Source organism: Brevundimonas bacteroides DSM 4726 (assembly GCF_000701445.1).
Lineage (GTDB): Bacteria > Pseudomonadota > Alphaproteobacteria > Caulobacterales > Caulobacteraceae > Brevundimonas > Brevundimonas bacteroides.
The window spans coordinates 68,439-83,999 of the sequence record NZ_JNIX01000014.1 but is presented as its reverse complement, the minus strand read 5'-3'; the positions used below and the strand labels follow the sequence as shown (position 1 = coordinate 83,999).

The following is a 15,561-nucleotide window of genomic DNA, read 5'->3' as shown; positions in this document are numbered from 1 at the left end:
TGGCTGGGGAAATCCTTAACGAAACGTAAATGGCGCCCAAGCGAACGCTCAGCCCGGACGACGTCCGCGAGCCGGTGCGTTAACGCCTCGTTAAGACTTGTCCCCGTTTTCGACAGGCCGTCACACAGCCGTCGTCTTGTCCTAGAAGGGCGCAGGAGAAGCTTCCCAGGAGACCCTCGAGCAGGCGATTCATCCCCGCCATCCCGCCTCCTGCTGACTTCCTCTATTCCTTTTCAAATCTTGATCAGGTGAAGGGGGAGGAGCGTGGGCTTGAGAGGACGGCGTTCGCCCCGTAAAGCCGATCCATGAGCACCACGCCTTCGCTGATCCGTGTCCTTCGGGGCGAGACCCTGGACCGCCCCCCGGTCTGGTTCATGCGTCAGGCGGGACGTTACCTGCCCGAGTACCGCGAGCTGCGGGCCAAGGCGCCGAACTTCATCGCCTTCTGCCTGAACCCGCAAATGGCGGCCGAGGCCACGCTCCAGCCCATGCGGCGGTTCGGTTTCGACGCCGCCATCGTCTTTGCCGACATCCTGCTGATCCCCCAGGCGCTCGGCCAGAAGGTCTGGTTCGAGACCGGCGAGGGGCCGCGTCTGGGCGAGCTGCCGTCGGTCGAGCACATGCAGGGCCTGGCCGAAGGAGCCGGTCGCGCCCTGTCGGAGGTCGGCGAAAGCCTGACGCGCGTCCGCGCCGAACTGGAGCCGCATCGCGCCCTGATCGGCTTCGCCGGCGCGCCTTGGACCGTCGCCACCTACATGCTGGACGGTGGTCATGACACGATCGGCAAGGGCGAGCGCGCCACGGCCCGCTCCTACGCCTATGCCGAGCCGGAGAAGGTCGATGCGGTTCTGGCCGTGCTGGTCGAGGCCACGGCCCATTATCTGAAGATGCAGGCCGATGCCGGCGCCGACTGCCTCAAGATCTTCGAGAGCTGGGCGGAGGGTCTGCCGGACGACCTGTTCGAACGGCTTGTGCTCAAGCCCCATCAGGCCTTGGTCGCCCGCCTGCGCGAACTCGGCGTGACCGTGCCCCTGATCGGCTTCCCGCGGGGCTCGGCGCTGCATGCCGACCGATACGCCCGCGAGGTCGATGTTCAGGGCGTGGCGCTCGATACCGCCTGCTCGCTGGCCAAGGGCCGTGAGGTTCAGGCGATCAAGCCGATCCAGGGCGCGCTCGATCCGCTGCTGCTGCGCGTCGGCGGTGCGGCTCTGGACCGCAGGGTGGATGAGCTTGTCGAGGCCTGGGGCTCTGGGCCATGGATCTTCAACCTCGGCCACGGCATCCTGCCGGACGTGCCGATCGCTCACGTCGAGCAGGTGTTGAAGCGGATCGGAGCCCAGTGAGCCCAGCCCAAGGCCCAGGCGGCAGTCGCCGCATCGCCGTCGTCCTGTTCAATCTCGGCGGGCCGGACGACGCCCAGACCGTCCAGCCTTTCCTGTTCAATCTCTTCAACGACCCGGCTATCATCGGATTGCCGGGTTTCGTGCGCACGCCGCTCGCCCGGCTGATCTCCTCGCGACGCGAAGCCAGCGCCCAGGAAAACTACGCCCAGATGGATGCCAACGGCGGGTCTCCGCTGAAGGCCGAGACGCAGAAGCAGATGGATGCGCTCGACGCGGCCCTGGCTCGGCTTCTCCCGGGCGACGAGATCAAGAGCTTCATGGCCATGCGCTACTGGCATCCCCTGACCGAGGAGGCCGCGGCCGACGTCGCCGTCTGGGGCCCGGACGAGGTGGTGCTGCTGCCGCTCTATCCGCAGTTCTCGACGACCACGACCGCGTCGTCGCTGAAAGCCTGGGGCGAGGCCTATGCCGGCTCCGGGCGTATCCGCACCATCTGCTGCTACCCGCGTCTCGACGGCTGGATCGAGGCCCAGGCCCGGGCCGTGCGTGCCAAGCTGTCCGAGGCCGAGGCCGCCCATTCCGGCAAGCCGCTGCGGGTGCTGTTCTCCGCCCACGGCATTCCCGAGAAGCTGGTGAGCGACAAGGGCGATCCCTATCAGGAGCAGGTGGAGGCCACCGTCGCCGCCGTTGCCGCCCGCGCCGAGCTGACCGACTGGGTGTTGTGCTACCAGAGCCGGGTCGGACCGCTGAAATGGCTGGGTCCCGCCACACCCGACGTGATCGTTCAGGCCGGACGCGACGGCGTCGGCGTGGTCGTGACCCCGATCGCCTTCGTCTCCGAGCACATCGAGACCCTGGTCGAGCTCGACATCGAATACGGCGAGCTCGCGCATGAAGCCGGGGTCCACCCCTATCTGCGCGCCCCGACCGTCAGCGTCATGGCTCCCTTCATCGACGGTCTGGCCGGCGCGGTCGCCGAGAGCCTGCATCGCGCCGGGACGGCGCCGGCGGGTCCGGGCTGTCAGGGCCGCTGGAAGGCCTGTCCGTGCCAGGCGGAACGCCGCGCGGCCTGAGGAGAGGGCGGATGGACTGGTACAATCTGGCGCGCGGCCTGCACATTCTGGCGGTGATCGCCTGGATGGCGGGTCTGTTGTTCCTGCCCCGGCTCTATGCCTACGACGCCGAACAGGCCGACAAACCGGACGCGGTGCGCGACGGCATGCGCGAGCAGCTGCGGCTGTGGCAGGCCCGGCTGCTGAAGATCATCCTCAACCCCGCCATGATCGTGGCCCTTGTCGTCGGGCTGTGGCTTATCCATCTGCGGGGCGCGGAAATGCTGACCCAGCCGTGGATCTGGCTGAAGCTGGTCGGCGTCTTCCTCCTGCTCGGCTGGCACGGCTTCCTGGTCGCGGAGCGCAAGCGCATCCTCGCCGGGACCTCGACCCGCACCTCGAAGTTCTGGCGCATGACCAATGAGGTGCCGTTCGTCCTCGCGGTCCTGATGGTCCTGTCCGTCACCCTGGAATGGACCTTCTGAGCCGCGACGCTTGACCCCAACCCTCGGTTCGTGGTTCCGCTGACCCCGAGGCGCATTTCGGTGCGCTGCCCTTCTCTCCGCGTCGACCGATCGCTGGCCCTCTTTCACTGAGGGGGATGCCGCCTTCGGACCCGTCGCCCTCCCATCCGGCCGCAAGGCCAGCACCTTCAGCCCCGCCCGCTCCGTCGCCCCGCGCCGGACGTCCGGCGGCGCGCATCCGAGCCTTCCCATGACCGACGTCCGCGACACCGACCCGACCGCCCCCGAGACCGAAACCCTGCTGCCCGAAACCGGCGAGGCCGACGGCATGAACGATGCGGACGCCGCCGCCGATCTGGGCGACGAGGCGGAAGAAGAGGGCGATCCCGTCGTCCCCTCGGGCCGGATCACGCTCGAGGAGCTGAACGCCAAGACCCCGGCCGACCTGGTCGCCTTCGCCGAGCAGCTGGAGGTCGAGAACGCCTCGAACCTGCGCAAGCAGGATCTGCTGTTCGCCATCCTCAAGGCCCTGGCTGAGGAAGAGGTCGAGATCATCGCCGACGGCGTGCTGGAAATCCTGCCCGACGGCTTCGGGTTCCTGCGCAGCCCGGACGCCAATTATCTTCCGGGTCCGGACGATATCTACGTGTCGCCGTCCCAGATCCGCCGCTTCGGCCTGCGCTCGGGCGACACCATCCACGGGGCCGTCCGCGCGCCGCGCGAGGGCGAGCGCTACTTCGCCCTGCTGAAGGTCGACACGATCAATCTGGAAGACCCGGAAGCGGTCAAGACCAAGGTCCTGTTCGACAACCTGACCCCGCTCTATCCCGAAGAGCGGCTGCACATGGAAATCCAGGACCCGACGTTGAAGGATCGCTCGGGCCGGGTCATCGACATCGTCGCCCCGCTGGGCAAGGGCCAGCGCTGCCTGATCGTGGCCCCGCCGCGTGTCGGCAAGACGGTGATGCTGCAGAACATCGCCAAGTCGATCGAGGCCAACCACCCCGAGGTCTTCCTGATCGTCCTGCTGATCGACGAACGCCCCGAGGAAGTCACCGACATGCAGCGCACGGTGAAGGGCGAGGTCGTGGCCTCGACCTTCGACGAGCCCGCCACCCGCCACGTCGCCGTCGCCGAGATGGTGATCGAGAAGGCCAAGCGTCTGGTCGAGCACAAGAAGGACGTGGTGATCCTGCTGGACTCCATCACCCGCCTGGGCCGCGCCTACAACGCGACCGTGCCGTCGTCGGGCAAGGTCCTGACCGGCGGCGTGGACGCCAACGCCCTTCAGCGGCCCAAGCGCTTCTTCGGCGCGGCGCGCAACGTGGAACAGGGCGGTTCGCTGACCATCATCGCCACCGCCCTGATCGACACCGGCAGCCGCATGGACGAGGTGATCTTCGAAGAGTTCAAGGGCACGGGCAACTCCGAGATCGTCCTGGATCGCAAGGTCGCCGACAAGCGCATCTTCCCCGCCATCGACGTGCTGAAGTCGGGCACGCGGAAAGAGGACCTGATCACGCCGAAGGACCAGCTGACCAAGACCTATGTGCTCCGCCGCATCCTTAACCCCATGGGTCCGCAGGACGCCATCGAGTTCCTGCTCGACAAGCTGCGTCAGTCCAAGAACAACTCAGACTTCTTCCAGTCGATGAACACCTGAGGCCGGCTGCCCGGCTGGGCGTTACGGCGCCAGCAGCGTCGATCCGACGGTCTTGCGTCCCGCCAGGGCCTCATGGGCCTGTCGAACCTGATCGAGCGCGAAGGTCTGGCCGATCTCGATCTTGACCTGGCCCGAGCGGATGACGGCGAACAACGCCTGGGCCGACGCATCGAGCTCCTCTGGCGTAGCGACATAGTCGAACAGGGTTGGTCGGGTCATGAACAGCGAGCCGCCTCGCGACAGTCGGAGCGGCTCCAGCGGCGGCACAGGGCCGGAGGCGTTGCCATAGGTGACGAACATTCCGCGCCGATGCAGGCTGCTCAGCGATGCCTCCAGCGTCGCCGCCCCGACGGAATCATAGGCCACGGCTACGCCTTCGCCGGCCGTGATCTCGCGGACCTGTGCGGCAACATCCTCGCGGTCGTACAGGATGACGTGGTCACAACCATGCGACCTCGCGAGTTCCGCCTTTGCCTCCGAGCCAACCGTGCCGATGACAGTCGCTCCCAGGCTTTGCGCCCACTGACATAGGATCAGGCCAACCCCGCCGGCGGCGGCGTGGACTAGGATGGCGTCTCCCTGTTTCACGTGAAACACCCGCTGGACTAAGTATTCGGCCGTCATGCCTTTCAGCATCGCGGCGGCGGCTGTCTCGAAGGCGATGTCGCCAGGCAGGCGGACGGCCCTGTCCTGATGCACGACGTGCGCCTCGGCATAGGCGCCGGGTGGGCCGTTGGCGTAGGCGATGCGGTCGCCGACCGCGAAGCGGGTCACGCCTTCACCCACGGCCTCGACGACCCCCGCGGCCTCCAGCCCCAGACCGGTCGGATAAGTCAGAGGGTACAGCCCGTCCCTCTGATAGATGTCGATGAAGTTCAGGCCGATGGCGTGATGCCGGATGCGAACCTGGCCCGGACCCGGCTCCGGGACCGGGACCGTAGCGATCTCCAGAACCTCCGGTCCGCCGGCGCGGTCGAGACGGACGGCGCGCATCGTGGCGTCGGGCATGGCGGGTTCCTTTCTGGGGCCGGATCGGCCTATGAGGTCGATCCGAGAGGTTGGAGCGCCATGATGAAATTCAAGGTCGAGGCCGAGTGCACGCCCGAGGAGGCCCGCGCCTTCCTGGGTCTGCCGGACGTCACCCCGCTGAACGAGCGCCTGGTCGCCGAGATGCAGTCGCGCATGGAGGCCAACATCACGGCCATGCAGCCTGAGGAGCTGATGAAGTCCTGGACCGCCTTCGGCCTCCAGGCCCAGGACCAGTTCCGCCAGATGATGCAGGCGGTGGTGAAGCCGTGAGGACGCAGGGTCTCCTCCCCGCGCGCAGCGGGGGGAGGTGGCTCGGAGCGAAGCGGAGAGACGGAGGGGTTCTCGCCGCCGCCAGGACCCCTCCGTCTGCTCGCCAGCGCTCGCATCCACCTCCCCATCGGCTCCGCCGACAGGGAGGAGACGTGACGTGACCACCATCTTCGCCCTCGCTACACCGCCCGGTCGCGGAGCCGTCGCGATCATTCGCCTGTCCGGCCCGGACACGGAACGCGCCCTCGAGGCGCTAGGAGCGGGCGGCCTGAAGCCCCGCCTCGCGAGCCTGCGCAAGCTCAGCCACGAAGGTGCGATCCTGGACCAGGCTCTGGTCCTGCGCTTCGTCGCGCCCCACAGCTACACAGGCGAGGACGCCGCCGAACTGCATCTCCACGGTGGTCGCGCCGTCGTGGAGGCTGTTTCCAGTGCGCTGCTGGATATGGGCCTCGCCCCCGCCGAGCCAGGGGAGTTCACACGCCGCGCCTTCCAGAACGGCCGGATGGACCTCGCCCAGGCCGAAGCCGTCGCCGACCTCGTCGATGCCGAAACTGCCGCCCAGGCAGCCCAGGCTTTGGGTCAACTCGACGGCGCTCTGTCCCAAACCTATGCCGGCTTTCGGCGGGACCTGCTGACGGCGCTGGCGCTGGTCGAGGCGGAGATCGACTTCCCCGATGAGGACGTCCCCGACCACCTCGCCCGTTCTGCGGGGCCGGTTCTGGACAAGCTGCTGTCGGACCTGCGCGCCGCCTTGGCCGACGCTGATCGCGGCCGTCGCGTTCGGGAAGGCTATCGGATCGTCCTGATCGGAGAAACCAACGCCGGCAAGTCGGCGCTGTTCAACGCCCTGGTCCGGCGAGAGGCCGCCATCGTCACGCCGATCGCGGGCACGACGCGAGACGTGCTCGACGCCGATCTGATCATCGGCGGATACGCCGTGACCCTGTCCGACACGGCGGGCCTACGCGACAGCAACGATCCCGTCGAAGCCGAAGGCGTCCGCCGGGCGAGGGCGCGCGCCCAAGCGGCCGATCTGCGTCTGCGGGTCCGCGCGCCGGGCGATCCGGACGGTCCGGCGGCCGCCTATGTTCGAGCTGACGACCTGATCGTCTGGACCAAGGCCGACCTCGGGGGCGGCGTCGTGCCGTCTGAGGGCTTCGCCGTCAGCGCCGTCACCGGGCAGGGGATCGAGACGCTGCATGACGTGCTGGCGGAGCGACTGGCGCGTGACCTGTCTGGCGCGGACTTCCCCGCCGTGACGCGCGAGCGGCACAGACGACGGCTGTCAGAGGCGGCCGAGGCCGTCGACGCCGCGCGGGTTCGCCTGATCGATGCGCCGGAGCTGGCGGGGGACGACCTTCGCCGGGCGGCCGACGCCCTGTCCCGGGTCACCGGCGAAATCGGAGTCGAGGATGTGCTGGGCGAGGTCTTCGCCACCTTCTGCATCGGCAAGTGACGGCTGGCTGTTTCACGTGAAACACAGGCGCTAAGGCAAGGAGCGTCTGCAAGGCGAGCGGTAGCGCACAAACACGGCCTGAGGTGGCGTTTCTGAGCCATCTCGACTATGTCCCGCCTCCCATGACCTCCTTCGACGTCATCGTGATCGGCGGCGGGCACGCCGGATGCGAGGCCGCCGCCGCCTCGGCGCGCTTCGGCGCGCGCACCCTGCTGCTGACCCAGAAGCTCGAGACCATCGGCGAGATGTCCTGCAATCCGGCCATCGGCGGTCTGGGCAAGGGCCATCTGGTCCGGGAGATCGACGCCCTGGACGGCCTGATGGGCCGATTGGCCGATGTATCGGGCATCCAGTTCCGCATGCTCAACCGCTCGAAGGGCGCGGCGGTCCGAGGCCCCCGCAGCCAGATCGACCGCCGACTATACCGCGAGGCCATGCAGGCCGAGCTCGCAGCGACGCCGAACCTGACGCTCATGGCCGGAACGGCCGAGGTCCTGATCCTCGAAGGCGACCGTGTCGTCGGGGTGACGACGGGTGAGGGCGTGGAGCTGCGCGCGGGCGCGGTCGCCCTGACGACGGGCACCTTCCTGAACGGCGTCATCCACCGGGGCGACGAGCGGATCCCCGCGGGCCGTCATGGCGAGGCGCCTTCGACCGGGCTCGCCGCCGATCTTTACGGCGCGGGCCTGGCCATGGGCCGCCTCAAGACCGGGACGCCCGCTCGTCTGGACGGCCGCACCATCGCTTGGGACCGACTGGAGATGCAGGAGGCGGACGAGACGCCTGTTCCCTTCAGCTTCCTGAGCGACCGGATCACCGTGCCCCAGATCGCCTGCGGCATCACGGCGACGACGGAAGAGACCCACCGGATCATCGCCGAAAATCTCGGCGAAAGCGCCGTCTACGGGGGCCGGCTGACTGGCCGAGGACCCCGCTACTGTCCTTCCATCGAAGACAAGGTCGTCCGCTTCGCCGACAAGACCTCGCACCAGGTCTTCCTGGAGCCCGAAGGGCTGGACGATCCGACGGTCTATCCCAACGGCATCTCGACTTCGGTTTCGCCCGAGACGCAGATGACCTTCCTGCGCACCATGCCGGGGCTGGAGGCGGTCGAGGTTTTCCGCTTCGGCTACGCCATCGAGTACGACTATGTCGATCCGCGCGAGCTGACCCCCGCGCTGGAGGTCAAGCGTCGGCCGGGCCTTTATCTAGCCGGTCAGATCAACGGCACGACCGGCTATGAGGAAGCGGGCGCTCAAGGATTGATCGCCGGACTGAACGCCGCGCGGGCGGCAGGCGGGTCGCCGGAAATCGTGCTCGGGCGGGACCAGGCCTACATCGGCGTGATGATCGACGATCTGGTCACGCGCGGTGTGACCGAGCCCTACCGGATGTTCACCAGCCGGGCGGAGTATCGATTGACTCTCCGCGCCGACAACGCCGATCAACGGTTGACCCCGCTGGGTGTCGAGGCGGGCGTGGTCGGTTCGGAACGCCGCGCGGCGTTCAAGGCGAAGGCCGAGGCGCTCGCGGCTGCCACGGCGCTGGCGCGCGAGACGCGCTTTACGCCCAAGGAAGCGCAGGCGCTGGGGATCACGGTCAACCCGGACGGTCAGCGGCGGTCGATGCGCGATCTTTTGGCCTATCCCGGCGTGGACCTGACTGCATTCGAGACGGCCTTCCCGATCGTTCGCGACTGGTCGCCCACCATCCGTGAGCAGATCGAGATCGACGCGGGCTATGCGGGCTACCTGGACCGTCAGGCCGCCGACGCCGAGGCCTTGCGGCGCGAGGAGACGCTGAGCCTTCCCGTCGATCTGGACTACGCCGCCATCGGCAGTCTGTCGAACGAGGTCCGCGAGAAGCTGGATCGCGTGCGACCCCGCACGCTCGGGCAGGCGGCGCGGATCGAAGGCGTGACGCCGGGGGCGCTGACGGCCCTGCTGGCCCACGTGAAGCGCTCACCCGTCGCGGCCTGATGACGGCTGAAGAGTTCCAGCGGCTGACCGGAGCCGCCCCTGAGCGCATGGTGGAGCTTGAAAGCTTCCTCGGTCGCCTGACCGAAGCCAATGCGGTGATGAACCTCGTCGGGCCGGACAGCCTGCCGGACTTCTGGAATCGCCACGCCTGGGATTCGGCTCAGTTGCTGGACCTCGCGCCCGGCGCGAGGACGTGGGCCGATCTCGGCGCGGGCGCAGGTTTCCCCGGAGTGGTGCTCGCCATCCTGCTCAAGGACCGGCCGGACAGCCATGTCTGGCTGATCGACTCGCTCCAGAAACGTTGCCGGTTCCTGCAAAGCGTTGTGGACGCGCTCTCGCTTCCGGCCACCGTGATCTGGGGCAGGGCTGAGCAGCAGGCGCTCAAGGTCGATGTCGTTACCGCCCGCGCCGTAGCGCCGATGGAGAAGCTGCTGGGTTATGCACAGCCCTATCTGCAGCGCGGTGCACAAGGTCTGTTTCTGAAGGGAGAGAAGGCCGAGCTCGAGTTGCAGGACGCCGCCAAGGTCTGGCAAGTGGAGGCCGACCTCTCCGTCTCGCGCAGCGATCCGCGCGGCCGCATCGTCACCGTCCGGAGCCTGAAACGCCGTGGCTAGTTCCAGCCGTCCCGCCCGCGTCCTCGCCGTCTCCAACCAGAAGGGCGGGGTGGGCAAGACCACGACCGCGATCAACCTGGGCACGGCGCTGGCCGCCATCGGCGAGCGGGTGCTGATCGTGGATATGGACCCCCAAGGCAATGCCTCTACCGGCTTGGGTGTTCCACGTGAAACACGCCGTATCACCATCTACGACGTGATCGTCGACGGCAGGTCCGTGGATGACGCGGCCGTACCGACGGCCGTGCCGGGTCTGGACATCATTCCCGCCGACGCGGACATGTCGGGCGTCGAGATCGAGCTGAGCCAAGCGGACCGGCGCTCCTATCGCTTGCGCGACGCGTTGGCGGCGCAGGGGCAGGGTGGTAGCGCCCGGTATGACTATGTCCTGATCGACTGCCCCCCGTCCTTGAACCTGCTGACGCTGAACGCCATGGCGGCGGCGGACGGGGTCCTGGTGCCGCTGCAATGCGAGTTCTTCGCGCTCGAAGGGTTGACGCAGTTGATGAAGACCATCGAGATGGTCCGTCAATCGTTGAATCCGAGCCTCGAAATCCAAGGTCTCGTCCTGACGATGTTCGATCGGCGCAACGCCCTGTCGGGGCAGGTGGCGGCGGACGTCCGGGCCCACTTCGGCGACAAGGTCTATGAGGCCGTGATCCCCCGGAACGTCCGGGTCTCCGAGGCCCCGTCCTTTGGCAAGCCTGTCCTGATCTACGACCTGAAATGCACCGGCAGCCAAGCCTATCTGCGGCTGGCCAAGGAAGTCGTGGGGCGCGAGCGCCGCCGCCTTGCCGCCTGATAAACGAACGGAAACAACAACTTGTCTGAACGTCAAAGAGGTCTGGGTCGCGGTCTGTCGGCCCTTCTGGGCGATGCGGCCGCCGAAGCTGCGCCGATCGCGCCGGGTCAGCCTCTTCCGGCCGGTGTGCAACTCGCGCCGATCGAGAGCCTGAAGCCCAACCCGGATCAGCCAAGGAAGGTGTTCCGGCCGGAAGACCTGTCGGAGCTGACCCAGTCGATCCGCGACAAGGGCGTTCTGCAGCCAATTCTCGTCCGCACCCAGTCGGGCGAAGACGGCGTGTGGCAGATCATCGCCGGGGAACGCCGCTGGCGCGCCGCTCAAGCCGCTCGGCTCACAGAAGTGCCGATCATCGTGCGCCAGATGGACGACCTGGAGGTGCTGGAAGTCGCCATCATCGAAAACGTCCAGCGCGCCGACCTCAACCCGCTGGAAGAGGCTCAGGCCTACGCTTCGCTGATGGAACGCTTTGGACGGACACAGGACGCCGTGGCTGGCATCGTCGGCAAGTCGAGAAGCCACGTCGCCAACACGCTGCGCCTCACCTACCTGACGCCGCGGGTGAAGGAGCTGGTCAGCGAGGGGATATTGTCGGCGGGCCATGCGCGGGCGCTTCTGACCGCCAAGGATCCGGACGTCCTGGCCGAGAAGATCATGCTGGAGGGCCTGAACGTCCGCCAGACCGAAGCCCTGGCCCGCAAGTCGCAGGAGGTGGGGGCCAAGCCCCGTGGAAAGACAGTGGCGACGACCTCTCCCGACACAGCGGCGCTGGAGCAGGATCTGGCGGATGCGCTCGGCCTGAAGGTCACGCTGAGCGACAGGGGCGGGAAGGGCGAGTTGACCTTGTCCTACGCCAACCTCGAGCAGCTGGACGACCTGTGTCGCCGATTGATGCGCGGCTGACGGCGCGGGCGTGCTAGCCTGCGGCCATGACCGACACACCCGAAACCGCCGCCGAAGCTCTGAAACGGGTCCTCGCGGCCAAGAAGGCCGGCGCCCAGTCCGGGGGGCCGGCCTTCAAGCCCGGCCAGCATCCCGAGAAAGCCGTGAGCGCACGAAACACCGCCTTGGCCAAGCCCGCCTTCCGCAAGGCGTCCAAGCGCGGTTAGACGTCCAGATCGACCGTGATGGGGCAGTGGTCCGACGGCTGCTCCCAAGCCCGGACGGGCTCATGGATCGTCGCTGATTGGGCCACCACCGCCGGGGCCAGACCCGGCGAGGTCCAGATGTGGTCCAGCCGCAGCCCCCTGTTGGTCTTGCGGAAATCGACGGCGCGATAGCTCCACCAGCTGGCCAGCTTCTGCGGCTCGGGGAAAGCCTCGCGCACCACGTCGACAAAGCCGCCGGCCGCCTGGAGACGGTTCAGCGTCTCCACCTCGATGGGCGTGTGGCTGACCACCTTGGACATGAAGCGGTGGTTCCAGACGTCGTACTCGCTGGGCGCGATATTGAAGTCGCCGCACATCAGAAGCGGCCGCGAGCGGTCCAACCCCCGGGCCGTCTCGGTCAGGCGCTCGTAGAAATCCATCTTGTGGTCGAACTTGGGGTTCAGCGCCCGGTCGGGCACGTCGCCGCCCGCCGGGATGTAGAAGTTCTGCACGTCCACGCCGGCGATTCGCGCCGAGACGCACCGGGCGTGGCCGAGCTTGCAGGCATCGAAGGTCTGCGATGGCTCGATGGGGAAACGGCTGGCGATGGCCACGCCGTGCCAGCCTTTTTGGCCCGCGATCTTCAGGTGCGGCAGGCCCATCTCGGCGAAGGCGTTCCGGGGGAACTGGTCCTCCAGACACTTGATCTCCTGCAGGCAAAGGACGTCGCTCCCGCTCTCCGCGACGAAGCGGGCGACCTGGTCGATGCGCAGACGGACGGAGTTGATGTTCCAAGTGGCGACGCGCACGCGGCTCAGCCCTGCCGGATCGGCGTGGTGCGAGGGTCCGGGCCGTTGGTGACGACCCGGTCACGGTCGCCCAGGTCCTTGACGACCTTCACGTCGGCGAAGCCCGCGGCCTCGAACAGAGCTTTCACTTGCGGGCCCTGATCCCAGCCGATCTCGACCGCGAAGACACCGCCGGGTTTCAGGATGCGCATGATCTCAGGGGCCAGATCGCGATACGCCTGCAGCCCGTCCGGCCCGCCGTCGAGCGCCAGCACCGGATCGTGGTCCCGCACCTCCGGATCGAGACCGGGAATGTCGTCCGACGGAATATAGGGCGGGTTCGACACTACCAGGTCGAAGCTGCGATCGCCGAACCCCGCCGCCCATTCGGTCCGCAGGAAGGCGGCGCGGCCGTCCAGCCCCAGATTGGCGGCGTTCTCCCGCGCGACCGCCAGGGCCTCGGACGAGATGTCGGTGCCCACGCCATGCGCCGCCGGGCGCTCGGTCAGGAGCGCCAGCAGGATCGCGCCCGATCCGGTCCCCAGGTCGATGGCGTGGAAATGTTGCCCTGGCTCGAAGGCCAGCAGCGCCACGTCGATCAGGGCCTCGGTGTCCGGGCGCGGGCTGAGCACGTCGGGGGTGACGTTCAGTATGATCTTCCAGAAGCCCTTGCGGCCCAGGATGCGCGACACCGGCTCGCGCCGCAGCCGCCGCTCCAGATAGCCGTCCAGCGTGGCCTGCTGATCCGCGGTCACGGCGCGATACGGGTCGGTCAGGATGTCCAGCCGCGTGCAGCCGGTCGCGGCCTCCAGCAACAGCCGCGCATCGATGGCGGGACTGTCGATCTTCTGCGCCTTCAGCGCGGTCTGGGCCGACTTCCAGGCGGTCAGCAGGGTGGGGGCGTCGCTCATTCAAATCCACTCGACGGGGTCGTTCACGGCGATCTCGCCGGACGTCTGGACCGACAGATAGAGACCGCAGAAGGCATGGCCATAGAGACGCATCAGGTCGCCGACCAGATCGGCGTCGCGCTCGCCGGTCCCAGGATCGACATCGACGGCCACGCAGCGGCGGATCGGCTTGATGGCCTTCAGCGTGGCCGGGCCGAGTTTCAGGCTTCGACCCGCCACGTCGTTCTCGATCCAAGGGTCCCAGCCTTCGACATGGACGTTCGCGCGAAACCGCAAGGGGTCGAGCGGCCGGCCGATCCGCTCGGACAGATCGCGCAGACTGGCGAGGTTCAGGACCGAGACGGCACCTTTCGGGTCATCCATGAAGCGGTGACCGCGACCGTCCAGCACTTTCAGCGGCGCGTTCGCTTCGTCGCCCAGAACAGTCGTGAGCCAGGCTTCGAGCGCCCGGTCCCCATCGGCTTGACCCAGTGGCACGGTCAGGGGATCGGCGCCGGGTGCGCGAACCGTTAGATCGCCGCTGGCTTCACTCCAGCCGCTGACGACGCGTGCGAGCGCCGGGATGCGCGCCAGAACGGCGAACCGCATCTTGGAAATGTGCGCCGGAGCCTCGGGATCGAACCCCGACGGCCCGACCTCGACGGCGAACAGCCGGTCGCCGGGGAAGGCCGATCTGGCCTCCAGCCGCGCCGCATGCAGCGGCTCGGGCGTCAGACCCTTGACCGGATGGCGGTACAGCGCGGCGATGCGGGCAAGGGCGGTCACCGTCGTTCCGTGCCCGACCGGACCCTCTCAGGCAAGCGTGCGGAACGACGGACAAGCGGAGCCGTTCAGACGCCGATGTCTCCCACCACGCGACGATCCGGGTTTTCCGGCCCCTGGAAATTCATCGGTGCGGCGATCGCCGGTCTCGCGGCTGGGGCCGGGGCGGCGCACCTCGTCTACTCCCAGGGCCACCGCTACGGCCTGGAACTGCGCGCCCCCCGGCCGGAGCCCTCGCCGCCGAAACCGCCCACGCCCGAGGACCACGAAGCGCGCGAACCGGGGCGGGGCCGGATCGCCCGCCATCCGCATGAAATCCCGCACAAGGGCTGGACCGATATCGCCTGGCGGGTCGGCGGGTCCTACTTCGGCGACCGGGTCGGGTTCGTCGCGGGCGGGGTGACCTTCTTCATCCTGCTGTCGTTGTTTCCGACGCTGGGGGCCTTCGTCACAATCTACGGCCTGTTCGCCGATCCGGAGGACGCCTGGAGCCGGCTGGCGCTGCTCTATTCGGTGCTGCCGTCCAACGTCGCGGCTTTCCTGGGCGGAGAGATGGAGCGGCTGGCCGCTGGATCGACGCGGCAGCTGACCTTCACGCTCGTCTGGACGTTGGCCCTGTCGCTTTGGACCGCCAACAACGGGATCAAGACGCTGTTCTACGGGCTGAACGTCGCCTATCACGAGGTCGAGAAGCGCAACATCGTCCGCTACAACCTGATCTGCTTCGCCTTCACCCTGACGGGGCTGGCTGCGGTGCTGGTCACGGCGGCTCTGGTCGTCGGCGTTCCAGTAGTTCTGGGCGTGTTTGGCCTGGCCGAAGAGTGGAACGCGCTCGCGCCTCTGCGCTGGCCGGTGCTGTTCGCCCTCTACGTCGGCGCTCTGGCCGTCATCTACCGTTTCGGACCGTGCCGCGCGCGGGCGCGCTGGCGCTGGCTCACGCCGGGGGCCGTAGTTGCCGCCAGCCTGAGCGTGCTGACTTCTTTCGTCTTCAGCTGGTTCCTGACCACCTTCGTGCGGTTGGATTCTTACGGGCCCTTGGCGACGGCCATGGCCTTTCTGCTGTGGACCTGGATTTCCGTGCAGGTGATCCTGATGGGGGCCGAACTCAACGCCGAGATCGAGCATCAGACGGCCCAGGACACCACCACCGGGGACCCTCGGCCTCTGGGTGAACGCGGCGCGGTCATGGCCGACACCGTGGGCCCGCGCCAGGGAAGTCCCGCCGCCCTGAGCTTCACCCTGCGCCATGCCGAGGCGCTGACCGACCGGCTCCGACGCCGGCGCGATCGCCAGCCCGACGTCCGCGGCTCGCAAATCGAAGGGTCCGACCCTATCTAGGC

Annotated in this window: 16 protein-coding genes; 12 read left to right on the top strand and 4 right to left on the bottom strand. The window is 67.9% G+C overall.

Annotation, left to right across the window (positions count from 1 at the left end):
- Positions 1 to 305: 305 nt before the first annotated feature.
- From hemE to rho, 4 genes are all read left to right on the top strand, one after another.
- The gene (gene hemE, locus Q333_RS0112960) at positions 306 to 1,343 is read left to right on the top strand and encodes a uroporphyrinogen decarboxylase (protein ID WP_029417540.1); all 1,038 of its coding nucleotides are present in this window, start codon (positions 306 to 308) and stop codon (positions 1,341 to 1,343) included.
- Positions 1,340 to 2,416 (top strand): ferrochelatase, encoded by a 1,077-nt coding sequence (hemH, locus tag Q333_RS0112955; RefSeq protein ID WP_029417535.1) that lies wholly within the window; start codon positions 1,340 to 1,342, stop codon positions 2,414 to 2,416. Before hemE ends, hemH begins: the two co-directional genes overlap by 4 nt.
- A gap of 11 nt (positions 2,417 to 2,427) precedes the next feature.
- On the top strand, positions 2,428 to 2,880 hold the full coding sequence (locus tag Q333_RS0112950; RefSeq protein ID WP_029417533.1) for a CopD family protein: 453 nt from the start codon (positions 2,428 to 2,430) through the stop codon (positions 2,878 to 2,880).
- 229 nt (positions 2,881 to 3,109) lie between these two features.
- Positions 3,110 to 4,522, top strand: coding sequence for a transcription termination factor Rho (gene rho / locus Q333_RS0112945; protein WP_029417532.1), 1,413 nt, complete (start codon positions 3,110 to 3,112; stop codon positions 4,520 to 4,522).
- Between the two features lie 21 nt (positions 4,523 to 4,543).
- On the opposite strand, the gene Q333_RS0112940 is transcribed toward rho, so the two are convergent.
- Positions 4,544 to 5,515, bottom strand: coding sequence for a quinone oxidoreductase family protein (locus Q333_RS0112940; RefSeq protein ID WP_029417530.1), 972 nt, complete (start codon positions 5,513 to 5,515; stop codon positions 4,544 to 4,546).
- A gap of 78 nt (positions 5,516 to 5,593) precedes the next feature.
- Between Q333_RS0112940 and Q333_RS0112935 the strand changes: the two genes are divergently transcribed.
- The 7 genes from Q333_RS0112935 (at position 5,594) to Q333_RS0112905 (ending at position 11,781) form a co-directional block, all read left to right on the top strand.
- On the top strand, positions 5,594 to 5,821 hold the full coding sequence (locus tag Q333_RS0112935; RefSeq protein ID WP_029417528.1) for a DUF6489 family protein: 228 nt from the start codon (positions 5,594 to 5,596) through the stop codon (positions 5,819 to 5,821).
- Between the two features lie 157 nt (positions 5,822 to 5,978).
- The gene (gene mnmE, locus Q333_RS0112930; RefSeq protein ID WP_029417527.1) at positions 5,979 to 7,277 is read left to right on the top strand and encodes a tRNA uridine-5-carboxymethylaminomethyl(34) synthesis GTPase MnmE; all 1,299 of its coding nucleotides are present in this window, start codon (positions 5,979 to 5,981) and stop codon (positions 7,275 to 7,277) included.
- Positions 7,278 to 7,399: 122 nt separating this feature from the next.
- On the top strand, positions 7,400 to 9,256 hold the full coding sequence (mnmG, locus tag Q333_RS0112925; RefSeq protein ID WP_029417524.1) for a tRNA uridine-5-carboxymethylaminomethyl(34) synthesis enzyme MnmG: 1,857 nt from the start codon (positions 7,400 to 7,402) through the stop codon (positions 9,254 to 9,256).
- Positions 9,256 to 9,870 (top strand): 16S rRNA (guanine(527)-N(7))-methyltransferase RsmG, encoded by a 615-nt coding sequence (gene rsmG / locus Q333_RS0112920; protein WP_029417522.1) that lies wholly within the window; start codon positions 9,256 to 9,258, stop codon positions 9,868 to 9,870. Before mnmG ends, rsmG begins: the two co-directional genes overlap by 1 nt.
- Positions 9,863 to 10,672, top strand: a complete 810-nt coding sequence (locus Q333_RS0112915) for a ParA family protein (RefSeq protein ID WP_029417521.1) — start codon at positions 9,863 to 9,865, stop codon at positions 10,670 to 10,672. The genes rsmG and Q333_RS0112915 overlap by 8 nt, the downstream gene beginning before the upstream one ends.
- Before the next feature lie 21 nt (positions 10,673 to 10,693).
- Positions 10,694 to 11,575: a ParB/RepB/Spo0J family partition protein gene (locus Q333_RS0112910; RefSeq protein WP_029417520.1), complete on the top strand. Its 882-nt coding sequence runs from the start codon at positions 10,694 to 10,696 to the stop codon at positions 11,573 to 11,575.
- 26 nt (positions 11,576 to 11,601) lie between these two features.
- Positions 11,602 to 11,781, top strand: a complete 180-nt coding sequence (locus Q333_RS0112905) for a hypothetical protein (protein ID WP_029417519.1) — start codon at positions 11,602 to 11,604, stop codon at positions 11,779 to 11,781.
- Here the strand turns inward: Q333_RS0112905 and xth are convergent.
- Genes xth through Q333_RS0112890 form a run of 3 tightly spaced genes read right to left on the bottom strand, consistent with a single transcriptional unit; the run spans position 11,778 to position 14,224 of the window.
- Positions 11,778 to 12,578, bottom strand: coding sequence for an exodeoxyribonuclease III (xth, locus tag Q333_RS0112900; RefSeq protein ID WP_035294412.1), 801 nt, complete (start codon positions 12,576 to 12,578; stop codon positions 11,778 to 11,780). The two genes, Q333_RS0112905 and xth, sit on opposite strands and share 4 nt — an antisense overlap.
- Positions 12,575 to 13,459 carry a peptide chain release factor N(5)-glutamine methyltransferase gene (gene prmC, locus Q333_RS0112895; RefSeq protein WP_029417517.1) on the bottom strand — a complete coding sequence of 295 codons (885 nt, stop codon included), beginning with the start codon at positions 13,457 to 13,459 and terminating at the stop codon, positions 12,575 to 12,577. The genes xth and prmC overlap by 4 nt, the downstream gene beginning before the upstream one ends.
- Positions 13,460 to 14,224, bottom strand: coding sequence for an MOSC domain-containing protein (locus Q333_RS0112890; RefSeq protein WP_029417515.1), 765 nt, complete (start codon positions 14,222 to 14,224; stop codon positions 13,460 to 13,462).
- A gap of 75 nt (positions 14,225 to 14,299) precedes the next feature.
- Between Q333_RS0112890 and Q333_RS16635 the strand changes: the two genes are divergently transcribed.
- On the top strand, positions 14,300 to 15,559 hold the full coding sequence (locus Q333_RS16635) for a YihY/virulence factor BrkB family protein (protein ID WP_051651321.1): 1,260 nt from the start codon (positions 14,300 to 14,302) through the stop codon (positions 15,557 to 15,559).
- Positions 15,560 to 15,561 lie beyond the last annotated feature (2 nt).

Bases quoted from the DNA above. Each gene is read 5' to 3' on its own strand.
- hemE (WP_029417540.1), top strand. From the start codon at position 306: ATGAGCACCACGCCTTCGCTGATCCGTGTCCTTCGGGGCGAGACCCTG.
- Q333_RS0112950 (WP_029417533.1), top strand. From the start codon at position 2,428: ATGGACTGGTACAATCTGGCGCGCGGCCTGCACATTCTGGCGGTGATC.
- rho (WP_029417532.1), top strand. From the start codon at position 3,110: ATGACCGACGTCCGCGACACCGACCCGACCGCCCCCGAGACCGAAACC.
- Q333_RS0112940 (WP_029417530.1), bottom strand. From the start codon at position 5,515: ATGCGCGCCGTCCGTCTCGACCGCGCCGGCGGACCGGAGGTTCTGGAG.
- Q333_RS0112935 (WP_029417528.1), top strand. From the start codon at position 5,594: ATGAAATTCAAGGTCGAGGCCGAGTGCACGCCCGAGGAGGCCCGCGCC.
- mnmG (WP_029417524.1), top strand. From the start codon at position 7,400: ATGACCTCCTTCGACGTCATCGTGATCGGCGGCGGGCACGCCGGATGC.
- rsmG (WP_029417522.1), top strand. From the start codon at position 9,256: ATGACGGCTGAAGAGTTCCAGCGGCTGACCGGAGCCGCCCCTGAGCGC.
- Q333_RS0112905 (WP_029417519.1), top strand. From the start codon at position 11,602: ATGACCGACACACCCGAAACCGCCGCCGAAGCTCTGAAACGGGTCCTC.
- prmC (WP_029417517.1), bottom strand. From the start codon at position 13,459: ATGAGCGACGCCCCCACCCTGCTGACCGCCTGGAAGTCGGCCCAGACC.
- Q333_RS16635 (WP_051651321.1), top strand. From the start codon at position 14,300: ATGTCTCCCACCACGCGACGATCCGGGTTTTCCGGCCCCTGGAAATTC.